Source organism: Bradyrhizobium altum, from assembly GCF_020889705.1.
GTDB classification, from domain to species: domain Bacteria; phylum Pseudomonadota; class Alphaproteobacteria; order Rhizobiales; family Xanthobacteraceae; genus Bradyrhizobium; species Bradyrhizobium altum.
In genome coordinates, this window is sequence record NZ_JACMYP010000173.1 from 1 (window position 1) to 19,681 (window position 19,681).

Consider the following 19,681-nt stretch of genomic DNA (forward strand, 5'->3'; position numbering starts at 1 on the left):
AATCCGCGCGGGCGCAACGGCACCGCGGTCGCCCGCCGCGCGCCGCAGCAGGACGAGCAGTATGGCGCCGCCGCCGCCGGCGACCCTGTCGTCCTGACACCGCAGCCGCGCGAATATCCGGCGCAGGCCCGCGCCGACGATGGCTACATCTATCCGGCCGACGGCAGCTCGACCGCGCAGCGCTACCCGGCGCCGCCGTCAAGCCGCCGCGTCTACGACGCGCAGGCCTATGGCCAGCAGCAATACTACGGCAATCAGGGCTACGCGGCGGCGCCGCAAGGCACCTATCAGCCGCGGCCGTACTACCAGCAGCAGCGCAGCTTCTACGGCAACAACTATCAGGACTGAGACGCAGTCTCTCCTGATCCACTGACGGCGCCGCAGGCAGCGCGCCGTCAGTTCACGCTCCCCTCACCCGCTTGTGACCGTCGCAAAGGGCTCGCGCCGCCCTGCGCCGTGGCCCGTCGTCGCGCCGTCATCTGATTGTAAAATTAGCCCGATATTCGGCGCTAAGAGTGCCCGCCCGGCCCCTGGAGGCCGATTCACGCGGAATGCCCCATGAAACCAGGGCGAGAAGCGCGGGTCGCGTAGGCAATATCAGAGGTCGACATGAAACGGGGCATCATTGTCCTTTGCCTGTGCATCGTGGCGATGGCCGGCTATTTCACGACGGACAGATGGGCCATCCGTCACACGACGCTGACGTTCCACGATGTTCTGCGCGACGATCGCGACGTCACGGTCGAGGTCGCGGTCCGGCGCGACCGGCAAATGCAGGCGATGGCCGAGATGATCGAGCTGCCGGTCGCGATCCTGAGCCACGGCAACACCGTCAGGAACACCGAGTACTCGTTCCTCACCAACGTGTTCGCGTCACGCGGCTACCTCGTGGTCAGCATTCAGCATGATCTCGACAGCGATGCGCCGATGGTGACCAAGGTCGGCGAGGAATATGTCGGCCGCCGCATGCAATATAATCGCGGCGTCTTCAACATCATGTATGCGATCGACGAGCTGAAGAAACTCTATCCGAACGCAAACTATCGCGCGCTGACGCTGATCGGCCACTCCAACGGCGGCGACATCTCGATGTTCTTCGCCAGGCAGCATCCCGACCTGGTCAAGAAGGTGGTGACGCTGGACAATCTGCGCGTCCCCTTCATCACCGACAGCAAGATCAAGATCCTGTCGTTCCGTTCCAGGGACCCGGTGTTCAAGGCCGATCCGGGCGTCGTACCTGACGACGAGACCTGCGCGAGACTCGGCATCAAGGTGGTCAGAACCGAATTCCAGCACAACGACCTCAGCGACCGCGGCCCCGACAGCGCGAAATCGTCGATCCAGGCGGGCGTGGAGCAATTCCTCGACGAGGACGGCGGCGAGAGCGCGCCGACGATGCCACTGCTCGCCGCTTCGACACCCGCCTCCGCTACGACAGCACCGGAGAAGAAATAGCCATCGCGGTGACGTCGACTGGCGCTCTCCGATGCTGCCGGGCAGTGCTTACGCGCGCGCGCTGCGGTGGGCCCTGGCAACGAGCCAGATCGCCGAAAGCAGGAAATAGAACGCGCCGAATCCCGCATAGGGAGCAACGTCCAGAATCGTCGGCGCGACGGTGCCGATCGATCGGCTGATCATGTAGCCGCCGGCCAGTACCGACTGCGCACCACTAAGGATCATCGCCATTGCGCGCCAACATGGCGCCAGCGCCTGACGCCGGTGGACAGTTGCAGCATACCCGCGAGGATCGCCCAAACCCCGAACACCGCCAGAACCGCATAGGTGTTGCGGCCGATCGCCAACATCACGGCGAGCGTCGTGATGGCACTGACCACGACGTTCAATGCCTGGGATGGGTTGGCCTTCAGCCCGCCGTTGACGCGCCCGTCCGCCAGATTGGCGATGGCGTCCCATGCCGGGTAGATCACGAGCAGGAACGCGGCAGGGCCCGCTTGCCCACTGAAAAGAACGGCGGCGGCGACCCAGGCGATCGAGAAGATCGCGCGCCCGAAATAGTAGGATTGCAGCCAGCTGGATTGGGCCGAAAGTCGGCTTTGCATTGGTTGACTCCCATGTTTATCTATCTACTAGTAGGTAGATAAACAGTTCGGGTCAATCGGGCGCGGGGACACCTTCTTGTGTCGAACAGGCGCGCTGCCCCGCCTTGACAACTTACCTACCGGAAGGTAGGCGCCGCTATGAGCTCAATGATTTCGACTTCAGAGCGGATTCTCGACGTCGCGCAGTCTCTCATCGTGGCGGGCGGCTATAACGGGTTCAGCTATGCCGACATCTCGGATGCGATCGGCATCCGGAAGGCGAGCATCCACCATCACTTCCCGACCAAGGCCGAGCTGGTTTCGGCGCTGGTCGATCGCTACTGGCAACAGACCGAGCTGGGGCTGAAGTCCCTGCTGGAGCAGTCCGCGAGCCCGGCCGACCAACTGCAGTCCTATGCGAGCTTCTGGCAGGCGTGCATTCGAGATGCCACGCTGCCGTTCTGCGTCTGCGCGATGCTTGCCGGCGAGATGCCGATGTTGCCGGACGAGGTCGCATCGCGCGTCCGGGCCCATTTCCATCATCTTGCGCGATGGCTTACGTCGGTGCTGCAGGCTGGCGCAGAGCAGCGCCTATTCCGGCTGGACAAGCAGCCGGAACAGGAAGCTCAAATGCTGATGGCATCGGTTCATGGCGCGATGCTCTCTGCGCGGGCTTTCAACGATCCCGAACTGTTCGCCGCGATCGTCAGCTCAGAGATCGCGAAGCTGCTGGTAGCGGACCGCTAGAGCCTACTGCTCGCCGTCGCGCAGGCGCCGGTAGACTGCGCCAAGCACGTTCGAATAATCGTCGGTCCAAACCCGCTGCTTCTCGTTGGCATCGGTCTCGGTCCAGACGTCAGACGATGCGAGCCTGCCGACGTCCTCCTCCTCGCGCGCGGAGACCACGACCGAGGTCGAGAAAATGTATTCGTTGTCGCGCCCGGAATCCTCGCTGTAGACCCAGCTTTTCATGTCGTTGGCATCGGCGATGCCGACCACGACGCTGGCAAGTTCGAGGTGCCGGTTGGAGACGTGCATCACGACCGCGCCCTGCGGCGCCAGCTTCTCCTTGTAGATCGCCATCGCCTCCTCGGTCGCCAGATGGATCGGGATCGCGTCCGACGAATAGGCGTCGACGATGATGAGATCGTAGACGCCGTCCGGCTCCTTGGCGAAGGTCAGCCGCGCGTCGCCGATGACAGGCTTGAGGTTCGGCTCGCAGCTCTGGATGTAGGTGAAGTATTTCGGGTCGCGCGCGGTATCGACCATCGACTGGTCGATCTCGAAGAATCGCCAGTCCTCGCCGGGGACCGAGGCGCAGGTCAGCGTCCCCGAGCCGAGGCCGATGACAGCCACTTTCAGCGGCGCGCCCTTGCGCTCGCGCATTGCGGTGATGGCCTGCCCGATGCCGCCGTCCTTGTGATAGTAGCTGATCGGCTCCGGCTTTCCGGTGACCGGTGTGCCGTCATCGTTCTTGAACTTCTCGGCGCCATGGATCGTGGTGCCGTGCATCAGCACGTGATATTGCCCGTTCGGCGTCGCCACGATCTTGTGCACGCCGAAGAAGCTGCGCACGGTTTCGACGCGGCCGTCGTCGGATGGATAGGCGCGCAGCACCACCAGCGCGACCACGACGGTGGCGAAGATCTTCCAGCGATTGGCATTCAGTGCGAGCGCGAGCAGCGCCGAGAGCACGCCGACCGCGCCGATCGCCCACACCCGGTGGTCGTCGAACCAGTTGAAGATGTCGCCGGCCGAATAGCTCGGCGCGATCAGCGCCACTGCCAGCACCGCAAGGAACGGCCAGTACCAGGCGCTCCAGCGCGGCAGCCGCTCCGCGCCGCCGGGCGGACGGCACAGCGCCGCGAGCGCCAGCAGGATCGGATATTCGGCGATCCATGAGAAGGTGAACGGCGCGATCAGCCCCGCGAACAGCCCGCCGACCATGCCGCCGAACGACAGCGCGACATAGAAGCCGGTAAGATATTTCGCCGCCGGGCGGGTGCGCGCGAGCTCGCCATGACAGGCCATCGCGATGATGAAGAAGCAGAGCTGATGGCCGCCGAGCGTGAGGAGCAGGTTCTGCTCGCCGCCGACCGCGAGCAGGATCACGACGCCGGCAATCGCCAGCGGCTGCGCCAGCAGCATCCATTTGTGCGGGAGCAGCGGCCGCGACTGGAACACCAGCACCCAGGTCAACAGATACAGCGACAGCGGCAGCACCCAAAGCAAGGGGGCAGCCGCGACGTCGGTCGAGATATGCGCCGTCACTGCGATCAGCAGGCCGGACGGCACGGCAGCCAGAAAAATCCAGCGCGCCCGCCGCGACCAGGACGGCGCCGGCGCGTTGGCATCATCGACTTGCGCGTCGCGTGCGGCGGCATAGGCCGGCGACCGCAACAGCAGCACGCCACAGCTTGCGATCAGAACGATCAGCAAGCCGTAGCCGCCGGTCCAGATCAGATTCTGGGTGCGCAACGTGAACATCGGCTCGAGCAGCACCGGATAGGACAGCAGCGCCAGGAAGCTGCCGATGTTCGAGGACGCATAGAGAAAATAAGGATCGGGGCCGTTGGGGTGGCCGGTGCGCACGAACCAGACCTGCAGCAGCGGATTGTTGGCGGCGAGCGCGAAGAACGGCAGGCCGATCGAGACCGCGAACAGGCCGAGCAGCCAGATCGCATAGCCCGAGGTCGGCGGCTCGCCCCAGCCGCTTTTGATCGTCAGCGGCAATGTCAGCAGCGCGACGACGAGCAGCACGAGATGCACCACGATCGGAATGATGCGGCTGTTCAGCTTCATCAGCAGATGCGCATAGGCATATCCGCCGAGCAGCAGCGACTGGAAGAACACCATCGCCACCGACCACACCGCCGGCGAGCCGCCGAGCCGCGGCAGCACCATCTTGGTGAACAACGGCTGCACCGAGAACAGCAACAGTGCGCTGACGAAGATCGCGGCGGTGTAGACAACCAGCACCAGCCGGTTTCGCGAGGCGGACGGCTCAGACGACATGAATACTCCCGGTCACGATCCGGCAGATCAACACCGGGCACATGCATTGCATTGAATCATAGCGCCACGCAGCGGGCAACACGGCCACCGATGCCAATCGCTTGAGCGGTTCAGCCTGTCAGCACATCATCGGCTGAACCTACCGCGCCGGTGAGCGGCGCAGTTTCGTCCATCTGCGGCCGGAACGGCGTTCGTCCCATCCAGGGCTGCATTTCCAGATGTTGCAGCCAATCCTTGACCGACGGGATCCAGCCGAGATCGTCCTTGACGTGCTGTTCGCCGACCGTCCGGACCGGCACCTGCTTGCCGGCGCTGTTGGTCAGCGTGGCACCGAAGATCTTCTCGCAGAGGAAGATGCCTTCGCTGTGATGACGCAGCGCGCGGTGCCGCACGTCGGCGAGATGCGCCTTGCTCTCGTCGAACCAGTCGTGGATCGGCAGGTAGTCCTCGGGAACACCGCCGAACAGGCGCGCCGAGCGCACCGCATGATGATAGGGATGCGCCATCGCGGGCTACCTCGTGATCTCTGCGTTGCGGGTCACCGGATCGGCGGTGGGGTCGTCGGTAACGGTGCCGGCGTCGAGATCGACCGTGAACGCGCCGTACAGGACATGCTCGCCGGTGCCATAGCCGCTGCCGAGCAGCATGGTCGCAAACTCCGTGCACAGCCAGTCGTGAACAAAGGAGTCGATCTGGTTGCGCTCGCTCCTCTCGTCGTACCGGCGCGTCACCCCGCGCGCGACCAGCCGGTCGAGCAGCTTGCGGGCGACGAGTTGATCGACCAGTGCAGCGGTGTCGATGCGCGTGCCGTCCTGAAGCGTAGCACTCTCAAGCCAGGTGAATCCCTCGTCATTGCCCCCGTCATAGCGACAGTAGAGCTGCCGCACGCCGAGATCGGTGAGCACCGGAACGACCGCAGCGAGCAAACGCTGCCGGATAAAGACGGCCTGCGTGGCGCGTGCGGTATGCCAGGCTGCCGTCGCCTGCGGACTTGGCGCAGCCGGAGTCCTGCGGCCACGCAGGCGATCCCACAGGCTTGGTCGCGAAACCGGCACCTTGTCCGGCGGCGGTTCGGGCGGGACGTCCAGAGAAAAATGCACGGGGTCGTGTTGCCCGCCATATTCCGGCGCCGGCAGATAGACGAACTGGTCGGCACGCGGCGGCGGCAGATCGGAATCGTCGTCGGGCCACTCGATTTGAGTTTGATCAAAAACAAACGGCATATGCACTCCACGGTTTGGCAAGCCTGAACGAACGAGCCGCGCTGCCTGCCCCGCTGGGGGCTCACGGCCCCACAATCGCGGTCGAATTATCGTATCCGGATCGGTACGGTTTTGTGACCCACCGGATGCGAGGGCATCGCGGACGGTGGCCGGATGAGATCATCCGGCCTATAGAAGCACCATGTCCAATCATGAAGTCGACGTCGTCATCATCGGTGCGGGGCACAACGGCCTCACCTGCGCGGCCTATCTCGCGATGGCCGGGCTCAAGGTCAAGGTCGTCGAGCGCCGCAAGGTGGTCGGCGGCGCCGCCGTCACCGAAGAGTTTTGTCCGGGCTTCCGCAATTCGGTCGCCGCCTACACGGTGAGCCTGCTCAATCCGCAAATCATCTCCGACCTGAAACTTGCCGACCACGGCCTCAAGATCGTCGAACGCCGCGCGCAGAACTTCCTCCCCGCACCCGACGGCAATTACCTGTTGACCGGCGAAGGCCGCACCCAGCAGTCGGTCGCGAAACTGAGCCAGCGGGATGCGGCAACGATCGGCGTGTTCTCGGGGGAACTCGAAGCCATCGCCGACGTGCTGCGCCAGTTCGTGCTGCGCGCGCCGCCGAACCTGGTCGAGGGCTTTGGCCTCGGCGCGGTGAGCGAGGCCTTCAACGCGCTTGGCACCGCCAACATCCTGCGGCGCCTGTCGCTCGAGCAGCAGCGCAATCTGCTCGACCTGTTCACACGCTCGGCCGGCGAGATGCTCGACGAGCGTTTCGAGAACGACCTCGTCAAGGCGCTGTTCGGCTTCGACGCCATCGTCGGCAATTATGCCAGCCCCTACGCGGCCGGCTCGGCTTATGTGATGCTGCACCATGCGTTCGGCGAGGTGAACGGCAAGAAAGGCGTCTGGGGCCACGCGATCGGCGGCATGGGCGCGATCACCCAGGCGATGGCGCGTGCCGCGCGCGGCCATGGTGTCGAGATCGAAACCGATGCACCGGTCCGCGAGGTGATCGTCGAGAAGGATCGCGCCACCGGCGTCATCCTCGACAATGGCGAGACGGTGCGCGCCAAATATGTCGTCTCCAACGTCAACCCGAAGCTGCTCTACACGCGCCTGGTGCCGGAGGGCGCACTGGCAAGCGAATTCCGCACGCGCATCGCACGATGGCAGAACGGCTCCGGCACGTTCAGGATGAATGTGGCGCTTGATACCCTGCCCTCGTTCACCGCGCTGCCCGACCCGGGCGATCACCTCACTGCGGGCATCATCATCGCGCCTGGTCTCGGCTACATGGATCGCGCCTGGCGCGACGCGCGTGAATTCGGCTGGAGCCGCGCGCCGGTCGTCGAGGTGCTGATCCCCTCGACGCTCGATGACAGTTTGAGCCCGCCGGGTCAGCATGTCGCGAGCCTGTTCTGCCAGCACGTCGCGCCGCAATTGCCCGACGGCAAATCATGGGACGACCATCGCGAGGAAGTCGCCGACCTGATGATCGCAACCGTCGACACGTATGCCCCCGGTTTCGCGGGCAGTGTGGTCGGCCGCCAGATCCTGTCGCCGCTCGACCTCGAGCGGCAGTTCGGCCTGCTCGGCGGCGACATCTTCCACGGGGCGCTGACGCTGAACCAGCTGTTCTCGGCGCGTCCCATGCTCGGCCATGCCGATTACCGCGGACCGCTGCGCGGTCTCTACCATTGCGGTTCCGGCGCCCATCCCGGCGGCGGGGTCACCGGCGCCCCCGGCCACAACGCCGCGCGGGCCGTCCTCGCCGACCATCGCGCGCTGTTCGCATAGGGCAGAGGGCGCATCGCGGGCCGCGGTCGGGGCCGGACCAAGCTGTGGACAGGTCTGTTGAGAAGCTGTGGGTCGACTGTGGTCAGAGGGTAGTGTCTCAGTTTGAAATTTAGGGGATAAATCCGGCCACGGCTGTGATGAGTGCGGAGCAGATCGCCCCGATGATAAGCGCCCCGGTTATGCTAGAGCCCGGCCGTGTAGCAAAGGCATAAATAAAATCGCCTTTGCCTAGTCTGGCGATGTTCTGGTTCTTCATTGCCTCCCGCGCGATCACCGCAGCGATGGCGGCCGGGATCAATAGTCCAAGGAATATCCACCAGCGCCAAGTCCAAGCCATATGCTCTCCCTTGCGAAGCTTACCGCTAAGCATTAGCGTAGCTGCAAGGAAGGGATACTACCATGAGCAATTGGGTACAGTGCACAATGTGGGGCCGCGCCGACCGTGTATGGGTCAATTTCGGCAACGCCATATCCATTCACCGCGATGACGCGAAGGGACTAACAACCGTTACCTTCATTGGTGAAAACCACACCGTTTTGATCAAGGAAACCGTCGAACATCTAACCCAGATCGGCTTCAGAAATGCCTAGAGGCCCTAAAGGCGAGAAGCGCCCCGGTGACGTGATCGGTGCCGCCGTCATGATCGGCAAGATCGCTACCGGCGAGATCGAGGACATCACCACGGAGGACGGCAAGAACGCCGCAGCCGTGGCGCTTGGGCGCATGGGTGGGAAAGCCCGTGCCGCCGGTATGACCGCCAAGAAGCGGTCAGAGATCGCCAAGAAAGCTGCACAAAAGCGCTGGAAAACGGGCGATCGGGAATAATTCCCGGAATATTTTTCTTGATTTTTGTCGTGGACCTGTTACCTTACCAGCCTCAACTGGAGGATAGGCCGTGCCGAATCGGACGATGGGTGAGACGCTTGATGCCATCGGCGAGGCCGCGCTCGATGAGTTCTCTGAAATCGTCAGGACCGGTCACACCCGTTACATGACATATGATCCGGCGAACCTGATCGAACTCGATGTTCGAGCCCAATCCGCCTGCACCTATTGCCATATGCATGCCGAGGCGGATCGACGCCTGATAGACCGGGATGGCATCAAGCGGCTGGAGGTGCGGGGCGGGCTAAAGCTCTGGTTGCTTGAGGAGGCCAACGTTGTCATCCGCCTGAAGAAGATGGATGAGGACGGTCGAACGAGAAATTATCCAACGAAGCAGGCGCGCGATTACGACGCGCAGCGCGAGCTGCCCGAGTTGCCGTTGCCGCCGGTGCGACTAACCGCTGGATATTGGCTTGACGCCACCGGACAGATCATCAACCGAGTGCAGATCGCGCGACCGAATGGGAAGCTTGCGCCGACGTGGTGCGCAGCAATCATCCCGCCGCCGGAACGTAAGGCCGGCGAACGAATTTGGACTGATGTCACGAGGCAGCGGCGCTTCGGCGGCGTCTGAGCAGCAAAAAGAGTCACGCTGCCATGGATGAGTTCAACCATCACATGATGACGCTCGCGCGCGATTCGCGTGGGCTCACCCAAGCGGAACTTGCAGCCAAGCTCGGCGTCATGCAGGGCACGCTGTCAAAATACGAGACCGGCTTTCATCAGCCTCCTGCGGATTTCGTTGCCGACCTATCTGACGCGCTCGAATATCCGATGGCATTTTTCTACGAAGCGGGCCGCCCGTATGGCTTGCCTCCGTTCCACTATCGCCGCCGCAAAAAGCTTTCCGCAAAGGCTCTTGCTCGCATCATTGCTGAGATGAACATCCGTCGCCTTCATCTTTCCAAGATGCTGATTTCGTTCGACTGGAAGACGAACGCGTTCATCCCGGAGATTGACCCCGACGAATACCAGGGGCGCAGCAAGAGCCCGTTTACGGTCGAGAGCGCCGCGCGTTCGGTGCGCGAGATGTGGATGCTCCCATCGGGTCCAATTCCAAATATGGTTGAATTGCTTGAGGCCAATGGAGGCATTGTCGTTCCATGCGACTTTGGATCGGATCTGATTGATGCAATGAGCCAGCGAATTGAGGGCTTGCCTGTCCTCTTTTTCGTAAACGTCAACTCGCCGGCTGACCGCCTACGGCATACCTTGGCCCACGAATTGGGTCACATGGTCCTCCATACCATTACGGTAAAGAGCGACGAAGAAATGGAGGATGAGGCGGATGCGTTTGCGGGAGCGTTCCTGCTACCAGCCGATGAAATACGGCCTCAGTTGCGGAGGTTTGATCTGAGGCAACTCGCAAACTTGAAGCTTTATTGGAAGGTCTCCATGGCTGCGTTGGCTGTGCGAGCTGATCGGCTGAAGCTAATCACGCCTTACCAAAGCAAGATGTTCTGGATCGAAATGGGCAAGCTTGGCTATCGCAAGCGAGAGCCGAACGAGCCCCCGAAAGAACACCCGAGTCTGCTGCGGCAGATGATTTCATTTCACATGAAGAAACTGGGCTACACGGTAAGCGAAATGGCGAAGCTACTGCACCTCAGGGCCGCCGAATTCCAAGAGATGTATCGGGGGGAAATCGTAGGGGAATCGGGCCCGGTCGGCGGCCGGCCAGCCCTACGAATAATAAAATGATGTGAACTTTATGCTTGACGCTAAGCATAAAAGTTCAGATACTCGGGGCATGAACAAATTGCCCCTCCAAACCCGCGTCCAAATCCTGACGATGCTGTGCGAAGGCAGCAGCATGCGGTCAATCAGCCGGGTTACCGGCGTGTCGATCAATACCGTCACAAAGATGCTGGTGGACGCTGGCGAGGCTTGCGCGGCCTTCCACGATGCGACCGTCCGCAACGTGCCCTCCAAGGCAGTCCAGTGCGATGAAATCTGGTCGTTCAGCTACGCCAAGGCCAAGAACGTCAAGTTCGCTAAGGCCGCCCCGGCCGATTCTGGCGACGTTTGGACGTGGACCGCGATTGATGCCGACTCCAAGCTGATCGTTTCTTGGCACGTTGGCGACCGTGGCGCGCGCACTGGCACGGCGTTCATGCACGACTTGAAGGCTCGACTTGCCAACCGCGTCCAGCTCACTACGGACGGCCACAAGGCTTACTTGAAGGCTGTCTTGGATGCTGGCTTTGATGCCGACTACGCGATGCTGAACAAGATTTTCGCGACCGACTATGCCGGTCCCGGCCGCTACAGCCCCCCGAAGTGCATCGGCGCGATCAAGAACCCCATTATGGGCAATCCGGACCCGGCACTGATCAATACGTCATTTGCCGAGCGTCAAAACCTCACCATGCGCATGTCCATGCGTCGGTTCACCCGCCTGACCAATGCGTTCTCAAAGAAGTTCGAGAACCATTGTCATGCGCTGTCGCTGTACTTCTTCTTCTACAACTTCTGCCGGGTTCATAAGACGCTTGGCGCTACCCCGGCGATGGCGTCGGGGTTGGTCGATCACGTCATGAAGATGGAAGATGCCGTGACCCTGATCGACAAGCGGTCGGCACCGGGCCTGCGTGGTCCCTACAAGAAGCGGGTTGTGGAAGGGTCTGGGGAAGACCCTGTGAATTCAAACTGAGACACTACCGGTCAGAGGAGGTGGTGTGCCTTGGCGGGACAATCGGTGAGTATCCCGGTTGACTGCCTGTGGAACGGAAGCCGACAACCCCCGAACAACGCGCTGGACGCCTTGTGGACAGGCTACGTGAGGCTCTGTGGACAACCTGTCAAAAAGAAAACACCGGGCCTCGTTGCCCGGTGCTTGCTCGAGAACGCCGTCTGCGAAATTACTTGAGCGAGCTCGCGACCGTATTGAACGTCCCGCTCAAGTTCGTGCCGACGCCATTCACCGCAGCGATGATGGCGATGGCAATGCCGGTCGCAATCAGTCCGTATTCGATGGCGGTCGCGCCGGATTCATTCTGTAAAAACCTAACGAAAAGAGTCTTCATTGCAGCCCTGCCCTGGGTTGTGATGCCTTGGAACGAAGGGTGTTCCCGAGTTCCGCCTCCGTAGTAGTACGGCGACATCTAAGGTTGTCTGAATCGGGAACCTATCAATTCTCGCGATATTCGATTGAATACGGCTTGAAATTTTAACAAAAACCGCGCTACCGGCCTCCGATGACCCCGTCCACGTACCGCGCCAGCATCACCCTTCCAGACGAACCGACCGCAAAGCGCGTGGTCGACGCGCTCTCCGAGATGTATTTCGAGGATCAGGCGGCTTTTGCGGCCTTCGAGCGGCCGAACGGCCGCTGGGACGTCACCGTCCACTTTGCCGAGGCACCGGACCAGGCCTTGCTGCGCGAACTGGTCGGACAGGCTGTGCGGCCCGATGTCGCATCAACTTTGGTATTTGACACCATCGAGGCGAAGGACTGGGTCAAGGCCAGCCTGGAAGACCTGGTCCCGGTCGCGGCCGGTCGGTTTATCGTCCACGGCCAGCACGACCGGCACAGGATAGCCCCCAACAAGCTCGGCATCGAGATCGAAGCGGCGCTCGCCTTCGGCACCGGCCATCACGGCACCACGCGCGGCTGCCTGCTGCTGCTCGACCACGTGCTGAAGGCCTATCAGCCCCGCCGGGTGCTCGATCTCGGCACCGGGACCGGCGTGCTGGGGATTGCCGCCGCCAAGGCACAGCATCGCAAGGTGCTGGCGAGCGACATCGACCCGCCGTCGGTCAAGGTCGCCGAGGAGAATGCCCGGCTGAACGGGGCAGGACATCTGGTCGACGTGATCCGTGCCACCGGCTTTGCATCGCCGCGGTTTGCCGAGGACGGACCGTTCGATCTGGTGCTCGCCAACATCCTCGCCAATCCGCTGCGCCAGCTGGCGGGGCCGATGGCCCGGCGCCTCGCATCGTCCGCGCAGGTCATTCTCTCGGGCTTGCTGACGCACCAGGCGCCGGCGGTCATTGCCGCCTATCGCGCCCGCGGGCTGGTGCCGCTGCGGCATCTGAAGATCGAGGGCTGGAGCAGCTTGCTGCTGCGCTCGGTCAGGTGAAATGACCGCGACCGGCAGACAGTGCGGCGACTGCACGCTCTGCTGCAAGGTGATGGCGATCGAGCAGCTGGCGAAGCCGGCCAACGCATGGTGTGCGTATTGTAAGCCGGGGCGCGGCTGCCGGATCTATCCAAGCCGGCCGGCGGAATGCCGCGCGTTCAGCTGCGTCTGGCTGGTCAACGAGCTGCTGGAGGAGCACTGGAAGCCCTCCCGATCGAAGCTCGTCCTGACCACGTCGGACGATGGCCTCGAGGTCAGATGCGATCCGGGCTTCCCGGATGCCTGGCGCAGGGAGCCGTTTCGCAACGAGCTCAGGGAATGGGCGATATCCGCCGAGCCGCTCGACATGACCATCGTCGTCATCGTCGGTCAGCGCGTGACGCTGCTGACGCCGGAGCGCGAATTCGATCTGGGTGTCGTCGGCCCCGATGAGCGGATCGTGCGTGAACTCGAGGGCACCAAGGTCGTCAATGTAACCGTGGCGAAGGCGTCCGACCTCGCACCGTAAACGCGATCTGCGGATTGGCTATTCGGGTGCTGCGGTATCGCGCCGGCCGCGTCGGCCTTGTCCTGACCGGCTGCACGCCTGGCCCGCGCCTCGACCAAACGGTCGAGCATTTGCACGATGACGCCACGTTGCTTCTGCTCAACCGGCGCGATCGGCCCGCGGCGAACCGGCGGCGAGATCTTCTCAAACGTGAATGCAGGCATCGTGCATCTCCTCACCGTTGAGTTGAGACACTCCCCGTACGCTTGACCATCGACGTGCAGTGGACATCGTCCGGTCAGTTCTACTATGCCATGATTCAAGCATAAGTTATGCCAAAAATATGGTCACGCTTGACTGCGCTTGCGCGAAGGTCATGCTCGACCCGAAGAGAGTGCGAAGCCGATGTTCGAAGCCCATTTCCAGACGTTCGAAGAACCCGAAGGCGGCGTGGCGCTGACCGCACGGCTGAGCGCGCTGCGCGAGGAACTGGCGCGGCGCAAGCTGACGGGATTTGTGGTTCCGCGCGCCGATCAGCAGCAGAATGAATATGTTGCGGCGTCCGAGGAGCGGCTTGCCTGGCTGACCGGCTTCACCGGATCGGCCGGACTCGCGATCGTGCTGAGCAAGGAAGCCGCCCTGTTCGTCGATGGGCGCTACACGCTGCAGGCCGGCAAGCAGGTCGATCGCAAGGCCTGGCAGATCGAGCCGCTGGTCGATCCGCCGCCGGAGCATTGGCTGACCCGGCATCTGGCAGCCGGCGACCGCCTAGGATTTGACCCCTGGCTGCACACTTCTGCGGCAGCCGAACGGCTGGCGGCGGCCTGCGCCAAGGCCGGCGCCGAACTGGTCGCCGTCGACGGCAACCCGGTCGACACGGTCTGGCACGAACGGCCGGCACCGCCGCTCGGCCCGGTCGCGATCCACGGCGCGCAGTTTTCCGGCGAGATCGAGGCCGAGAAGCTGAAGCGCATCCGGCTCGAGATCAACAAGCTCGGTGTCGATGCGCTGGTGCTCTCCGACAGCCACGCGGTGGCCTGGACCTTCAACATCCGCGGCGCCGACGTCTCGCATACGCCGCTGCCGCTGTCCTACGCGCTGGTGCCGAAGGAAGGCCGGCCGCTGGTGTTCATCGATCACCGCAAGCTGTCCAATGCGACCCGCGACCATCTCGAACAGTCCGCCGATGTCGAGGAGCCGGCGGCGCTGACGCCAAAACTGACCGAGCTCGCCAAGCGCGGCGCCTCGATCGCGCTCGACAGCGCGACCGCGGCAGACGCGTTGAGCCGCCTGATCTCCGGCGCCGGCGGCAAGCCGGTGCGCGGCAGCGATCCGGTCAGCCTGCTGAAGGCGGTCAAGAACATCACCGAGATCGAGGGCACGCGCACGGCGCATCAGCGCGACGCGGTGGCGCTGACCCGCTTCCTCGCCTGGATCGACCGCGAGGCGCCGTCCGGCGCCCTCACCGAGATCGACACCGTCGAGGCGCTGGAGACGTTCCGCCGCCAGACCGGCGCGCTGAAGGACGTCTCGTTCCCGACCATCGCCGGCACCGGGCCGAATGGCGCCATCGTGCATTACCGCGTGACCCGCAAGAGCAACCGCCGCGTCGAGCCCGGCGACCTGCTGCTGATCGATTCCGGCGCGCAATATCAGGACGGCACCACCGACGTCACCCGCACCATCGCGATCGGCCAGCCGACCGACGAGATGCGCGACCGCTTCACCCGCGTGCTGCGCGGCCATATCGCAATCGCCCGCGCGGTCTTCCCCGACGGTACCACCGGCGCGCAGCTCGACACGCTGGCGCGGCAATATCTCTGGCAGGCCGGGATCGATTTCGAGCACGGCACCGGCCACGGCGTCGGCAGCTATCTCAGCGTCCATGAAGGCCCGGCGCGGATCTCGAAGCTCGGCACTACGCCGCTGAAGCGCGGCATGATCCTGTCCAACGAGCCCGGCTACTACAAGACCGACGCCTATGGCATAAGGATCGAGAACCTCGAACTTGTGATCGGCACCGACATTGCCGGCGCCGAGAAGCCGGTCAACGCATTCGAGACGCTAACCCTGGCGCCGATCGATCGCCGCCTGATCGAGGTGAGCATGCTGAGCGCCGGCGAACTGGCCTGGCTCAACGACTACCACGCCCGCGTCGCGCGTGTGGTGCGCCCGCATCTCGACGACAACGCCACCAAGCTGTGGCTGGATGAGGCGACGGCGGCGCTGAAGTAGCAGCGCCCAAGCGTCCACACATTCGGTGTCATCCCAGCAGTCGGTGTCATCCCCGCGAAAGCGGGGGATCCAGTACGCCGCGGCCCTTCCGTCAAATAACCGCCGCCTCTGGAATACTGGGTCCCCCGCTTTCGCGGAGGACGACAGCCGTGCTTGTTGCGCGAGACGAAACATCACCGCTTCGCCTCCCGAAATGCATGGGCGTATGCCGAAACACACGTATTCGGCGCGAACGGGCACGCTACAGTCTTTCCACAATGCTGGATCGGACCTGAATGCACGGCGTGATGGGCAAGCCGCCCGGCGCGGCCCAAGGCAACACTAAAGACACCAACATCGCGACATCGAAGGTCATGCTGCTGATGCTCGTCGTGATGACGGGCGTCGCGCCGATCTCGCTCTACATGCTGGTTCCGGCGCTGCCGGTGCTGGCGACCACGTTCGGCCGCGACATCGGAATCGCGCAGATGACCGTGTCGCTCTACATGGTCGGCATCGCGCTCTCGCAGCTGATCATGGGACCGCTATCCGACAAGTTCGGCCGCCGCCCGGTGCTGCTCGCGGGCCTCGGCCTGATGGTGCTGGCCGGCATCGGCTCGGTGTTCGCCGAGACCCTGCCGCAGCTGATCGCGGCGCGCTTCTTCCAGGCGCTCGGCGGCGCCAGCGGCATGGTGATCAGCCGCGCCATCATCCGCGATCTCTATCCGCGCGAGCGGGTCGGCGCCATGATCAGCCTCGTCGTCGCCGCGCTGATGATCGCGCAGATGGTGAGCCCGCTGACCGGCGGTCTGCTGGAGACCACATTCGGCTGGCGCGCGATCCTCTATCTCATCACCGCGGCGTCGCTGATCACCACGATCTTCATCGCGCTGGCGCTGCCCGAAACCCGCCGCGACCGCGCCGACAGCTCCAGCTTCCGCGGCGATCTCGGCGGGCTGATGCGAAGCCGCGCCTTCGTCGGCTATCTGCTGTGCCAGGTGCTGGCCTCGCAGATCATCTTCGCCTTCGCCGGCGGCGGTCCCTATATCGTGGTGACCCAGATGGGCCGCAGCAGCGCCGAATACGGCGCGTGGTTCGCGATGACGGGATTCGGCTACTTCATCGGCAATCTGCTGTGCGTCCGTTTCGCGCCGCGCCACTCGCTGGAGAAGCTGATCTGGTTCGGGCTCGCGCTGCAGGTCGGCGGCAGTCTGCTGAACCTGATCTGGAGTTTCGCGGGGCTGAACCAGGCGCCGCTCTGGCTGTTCGGCACCCAGATGATGGTGATGGTCGCCAATGCCTTCGTGATGGCCAATTCGGCCGCCGGCGCCATCAGCATCCGCCCCGAGGCCGCCGGCACCGCCTCGGGCGCCATGGGCTTCCTGCAGCAGGGCATCGGTTCGCTGATCTCGCAGTTCGGCGCCTATCTCGGCGGCCACTCGACCACCACGCTGCCGCTGACATCGGCGCTCTTCGCGATTTCGATCGCCTGCGCCTGCACCATGATCTTCATCGTGCCGCGGCGGAACGTGGTGGTCAGCGAAGAGCTGATCGCGCAGGCCGAGGAGGATGAGCAGGGGATGATGTGAGGCGTGCGCTCGTGCCGCGCTCTCGCCTCGTCATCCCCCGCGAAAGCGGGGGATCCAGTACGCCGCGGCCTGTCGGGTGAATCACTGCGGCCTCTGGAATACTGGGTCCCCCGCTTTCGCGGAGGACGACAGCGGAGAATGCGGCGACGACGCTGCGCGCCCTACTCCTCGATCAGCTTCAGCCAGTCGTCTTCGGTCAGCACCGCAACGCCAAGCTCGCGCGCCTTGGTCAACTTCGAGCCGGCTTCTTCGCCGGCGACGACGTAATCCGTCTTCTTTGAAACCGATCCCGCGACCTTGGCGCCGAGCCGCTCGGCCATCGCCTTGGCTTCGTCGCGGGTGAATTTCGTCAGCGACCCGGTGAACACCACGGTCTTGTCCGAGACCGGCGAGCTCTTGCGCGGCTGCTCGGCGGGCTTCACCTCGATCTGCTGCAGCAATTCACCGAGCGCCTTGACGTTGCGCGGCTCGGCAAAGAACTCGACCACCGCATCGGCGACGATCTCGCCGATGCCATCGATATCGTTGAGGTCCTGGTAGGCTTCGGTGGTGTTCTCTTCGTCCTTGCTGCCTTTGGCGGCGGCCAGCATCGCCTCACGGAAATTCTCGATCGTGTGGTAGTGCCGCGCCAGCAGCTTGGCATTGCCTTCGCCGACATGGCGAATGCCGAGCGCAAAGATCAAGCGGTGCAGGTCGATGTTGCGGCGGGCGTCGATCGCGTCGAACAGGTTGCGCACCGAGGTTTCGCCGTAGCCTTCGCGCTCCATCAATTTGCTGGTCGAACGTTGATCCCGCTCGCGAAGGGTGAAGATGTCGACCGGCGACATCACCAGTCCGCCCTCGTAGAATTCCTGGATCTGCTTCTCGCCGAGACCGTCGATATCGAAGGCAAGGCGCGACACGAAATGCTTCAGCCGCTCGACCGCCTGCGCCGGACAGATCAGCGCGCCGGTGCAGCGGCGCACCGCCTCGCCCTCCTCGCGGATCGCGTGACTGCCGCACACCGGGCAAGTGTCCGGAAACTTGTACGGCTTTGCACTCTTCGGCCGCTTGTCCAGAACGACATTGACGACCTGGGGGATGACGTCGCCGGCGCGCTGCACCACGACGGTGTCGTCGATACGCAGATCCACGCCATCCCGGATCGGATTGCCGTCGTTGCCGATGCCCTTGATGTAGTCTTCGTTGTGCAGGGTCGCGTTCGAAACCACGACGCCACCGACCGTTACCGGCTCGAGCCGCGCGACCGGCGTCATCGCTCCGGTGCGCCCCACCTGGATATCGATGCCCTTGAGGATTGTCGTTGCCTGTTCGGCTGCGAATTTGTGTGCGATGGCCCAGCGCGGGCTGCGCGACACGAAGCCGAGCCGCTCCTGCCAGTCGAGGCGGTCGACCTTGTAGACCACGCCGTCGATGTCGTAGCCGAGCAAAGCCCTCTCCTCGCCGATCTTGTTGTAGAATTTCAGGACATCGTCGACGCTCTTGCAGAGCGTGATCAGCGGATTGACCACAAAGCCTGCTCTCTCCATCCACTCCAGCATGCCGTGCTGGGTGTCGGCGGGCGGCTCGCTCATCTCGCCCCATGTGTAGGCGAAGAATTTCAGCGGTCGTGACGCGGTGATCGACACGTCCTTCTGACGCAGCGAACCCGCGGCCGAATTGCGCGGATTGGCAAACACCGTGTCGTCGGCCGCGGCCTGCTTCTTGTTCAGCTCAAGGAAGTCCTTCTTGAGCATATAGACTTCGCCGCGCATTTCGCAGGCTGCCGGAACGTTGCGTCCCTTCAGGCTGTGCGGAATGTCCTTGATGGTCCGGACGTTGGCGGTGACATCCTCGCCGGTGAAGCCGTCACCACGCGTCGCGGCCCGGACCAGTTCGCCATTTTCGTAGCGCAGCGAGAGCGACAGGCCGTCGATCTTCGGTTCGGCGACCAGCGCAGGAATATGGTCGGCATCCAGCTTGAGAAAGCGCCTGATGCGTTCGACGAATTCGGTGACGTCCTCGTCGCTGAATGCGTTGCCGAGCGACAGCATCGGAACGACATGCTGCACCTTGGCAAAGCCGCGGGCCGGCGCTGCGCCGACCGTCTGCGTCGGCGAGTCCTTGCTGACGAGATCGGGAAACCTGGCCTCGATTGCCTCCAGGCGCCGCCGCAAAGCGTCGTAGGCCGCATCGGATACGGTCGGCGCGTCCTTCTGATAGTAACGCTCGTTGTGCCCCTCGATCTCGAGTGAAAGCCGCTTGTGCTCGACCTTGGCCTGGGCCTTGGTGAGCTTGTCGACGTCGACCAGCGCTTTCGTCGCCTTGGCAGCCATGGGCAGACTAGCTCGCCGCCCTGAGCAGCCGTTCCGCCGCGG

At 63.5% G+C, this 19,681-nt stretch carries 18 protein-coding genes and 2 pseudogenes; 13 read left to right on the top strand and 7 right to left on the bottom strand.

Going from position 1 to position 19,681, the window contains the following annotated elements; genetic code table 11:
- Positions 1-348 (top strand): annotated as a pseudogene (locus H8B02_RS32105) (L,D-transpeptidase); the annotation flags it as partial.
- Positions 349-609: 261 nt separating this feature from the next.
- Complete coding sequence (locus H8B02_RS32110) at positions 610-1,455, top strand: alpha/beta hydrolase family protein (protein WP_229169895.1); 846 nt, start codon at positions 610-612, stop codon at positions 1,453-1,455.
- A gap of 48 nt (positions 1,456-1,503) precedes the next feature.
- On the opposite strand, the pseudogene H8B02_RS32115 reads toward H8B02_RS32110, so the two are convergent.
- Positions 1,504-2,060 (bottom strand): annotated as a pseudogene (locus tag H8B02_RS32115) (DUF308 domain-containing protein).
- A 138-nt stretch (positions 2,061-2,198) separates the two neighbouring features.
- Between H8B02_RS32115 and H8B02_RS32120 the strand changes: the two are divergent.
- Positions 2,199-2,786, top strand: coding sequence for a TetR/AcrR family transcriptional regulator (locus H8B02_RS32120; protein WP_229169896.1), 588 nt, complete (start codon positions 2,199-2,201; stop codon positions 2,784-2,786).
- Between the two features lie 3 nt (positions 2,787-2,789).
- Here the strand turns inward: H8B02_RS32120 and H8B02_RS32125 are convergent, their stop codons facing one another.
- From H8B02_RS32125 to H8B02_RS32135, 3 genes are all read right to left on the bottom strand, one after another.
- Positions 2,790-5,054, bottom strand: coding sequence for a spermidine synthase (locus tag H8B02_RS32125; protein ID WP_229169897.1), 2,265 nt, complete (start codon positions 5,052-5,054; stop codon positions 2,790-2,792).
- A gap of 110 nt (positions 5,055-5,164) precedes the next feature.
- Entirely contained in the window at positions 5,165-5,560 is a 396-nt protein-coding gene (locus tag H8B02_RS32130) for a DUF6915 family protein (protein ID WP_229169898.1), read from the bottom strand.
- 6 nt (positions 5,561-5,566) lie between these two features.
- Positions 5,567-6,277 carry a hypothetical protein gene (locus tag H8B02_RS32135; RefSeq protein ID WP_229169899.1) on the bottom strand — a complete coding sequence of 237 codons (711 nt, stop codon included), beginning with the start codon at positions 6,275-6,277 and terminating at the stop codon, positions 5,567-5,569.
- A 181-nt stretch (positions 6,278-6,458) separates the two neighbouring features.
- Between H8B02_RS32135 and H8B02_RS32140 the strand changes: the two genes are divergently transcribed.
- On the top strand, positions 6,459-8,066 hold the full coding sequence (locus H8B02_RS32140; RefSeq protein ID WP_229169900.1) for a phytoene desaturase family protein: 1,608 nt from the start codon (positions 6,459-6,461) through the stop codon (positions 8,064-8,066).
- A 109-nt stretch (positions 8,067-8,175) separates the two neighbouring features.
- On the opposite strand, the gene H8B02_RS32145 is transcribed toward H8B02_RS32140, so the two are convergent.
- Positions 8,176-8,403, bottom strand: a complete 228-nt coding sequence (locus H8B02_RS32145) for a hypothetical protein (protein WP_229169901.1) — start codon at positions 8,401-8,403, stop codon at positions 8,176-8,178.
- Between the two features lie 62 nt (positions 8,404-8,465).
- Here H8B02_RS32145 and H8B02_RS32150 point away from each other — a divergent pair, with 62 nt between their 5' ends.
- The 5 genes from H8B02_RS32150 to H8B02_RS32170 all read left to right on the top strand — a co-directional run bounded on the left by H8B02_RS32150 (position 8,466) and on the right by H8B02_RS32170 (position 11,605).
- On the top strand, positions 8,466-8,657 hold the full coding sequence (locus H8B02_RS32150) for a hypothetical protein (RefSeq protein ID WP_229169902.1): 192 nt from the start codon (positions 8,466-8,468) through the stop codon (positions 8,655-8,657).
- A 49-nt stretch (positions 8,658-8,706) separates the two neighbouring features.
- On the top strand, positions 8,707-8,892 hold the full coding sequence (locus tag H8B02_RS32155; protein WP_229169903.1) for an RNA-binding protein: 186 nt from the start codon (positions 8,707-8,709) through the stop codon (positions 8,890-8,892).
- Positions 8,893-8,977: 85 nt separating this feature from the next.
- Positions 8,978-9,526: a hypothetical protein gene (locus H8B02_RS32160; RefSeq protein WP_229169904.1), complete on the top strand. Its 549-nt coding sequence runs from the start codon at positions 8,978-8,980 to the stop codon at positions 9,524-9,526.
- A 23-nt stretch (positions 9,527-9,549) separates the two neighbouring features.
- A complete protein-coding gene (locus tag H8B02_RS32165; RefSeq protein WP_229169905.1) occupies positions 9,550-10,653 on the top strand; it encodes an XRE family transcriptional regulator in 1,104 nt (367 codons plus the stop codon).
- Between the two features lie 49 nt (positions 10,654-10,702).
- Positions 10,703-11,605 carry an IS1 family transposase gene (locus H8B02_RS32170; protein ID WP_229169906.1) on the top strand — a complete coding sequence of 301 codons (903 nt, stop codon included), beginning with the start codon at positions 10,703-10,705 and terminating at the stop codon, positions 11,603-11,605.
- Between the two features lie 208 nt (positions 11,606-11,813).
- Here the strand turns inward: H8B02_RS32170 and H8B02_RS32175 are convergent, their stop codons facing one another.
- Positions 11,814-11,978, bottom strand: a complete 165-nt coding sequence (locus tag H8B02_RS32175) for a Flp family type IVb pilin (RefSeq protein ID WP_229169912.1) — start codon at positions 11,976-11,978, stop codon at positions 11,814-11,816.
- Between the two features lie 171 nt (positions 11,979-12,149).
- Here H8B02_RS32175 and H8B02_RS32180 point away from each other — a divergent pair, with 171 nt between their 5' ends.
- The 4 genes from H8B02_RS32180 (at position 12,150) to H8B02_RS32195 (ending at position 17,324) form a co-directional block, all read left to right on the top strand.
- Positions 12,150-13,034, top strand: coding sequence for a 50S ribosomal protein L11 methyltransferase (locus H8B02_RS32180; protein WP_229169907.1), 885 nt, complete (start codon positions 12,150-12,152; stop codon positions 13,032-13,034).
- A gap of 1 nt (position 13,035) precedes the next feature.
- The gene (locus H8B02_RS32185) at positions 13,036-13,542 is read left to right on the top strand and encodes a hypothetical protein (RefSeq protein WP_229169908.1); all 507 of its coding nucleotides are present in this window, start codon (positions 13,036-13,038) and stop codon (positions 13,540-13,542) included.
- 384 nt (positions 13,543-13,926) lie between these two features.
- The gene (locus H8B02_RS32190) at positions 13,927-15,756 is read left to right on the top strand and encodes an aminopeptidase P family protein (RefSeq protein ID WP_229169909.1); all 1,830 of its coding nucleotides are present in this window, start codon (positions 13,927-13,929) and stop codon (positions 15,754-15,756) included.
- A gap of 275 nt (positions 15,757-16,031) precedes the next feature.
- The gene (locus H8B02_RS32195; RefSeq protein ID WP_229169910.1) at positions 16,032-17,324 is read left to right on the top strand and encodes a multidrug effflux MFS transporter; all 1,293 of its coding nucleotides are present in this window, start codon (positions 16,032-16,034) and stop codon (positions 17,322-17,324) included.
- A 161-nt stretch (positions 17,325-17,485) separates the two neighbouring features.
- Here the strand turns inward: H8B02_RS32195 and ligA are convergent, their stop codons facing one another.
- Positions 17,486-19,639, bottom strand: coding sequence for an NAD-dependent DNA ligase LigA (gene ligA / locus H8B02_RS32200; protein WP_229169911.1), 2,154 nt, complete (start codon positions 19,637-19,639; stop codon positions 17,486-17,488).
- Positions 19,640-19,681: the final 42 nt, after the last annotated feature.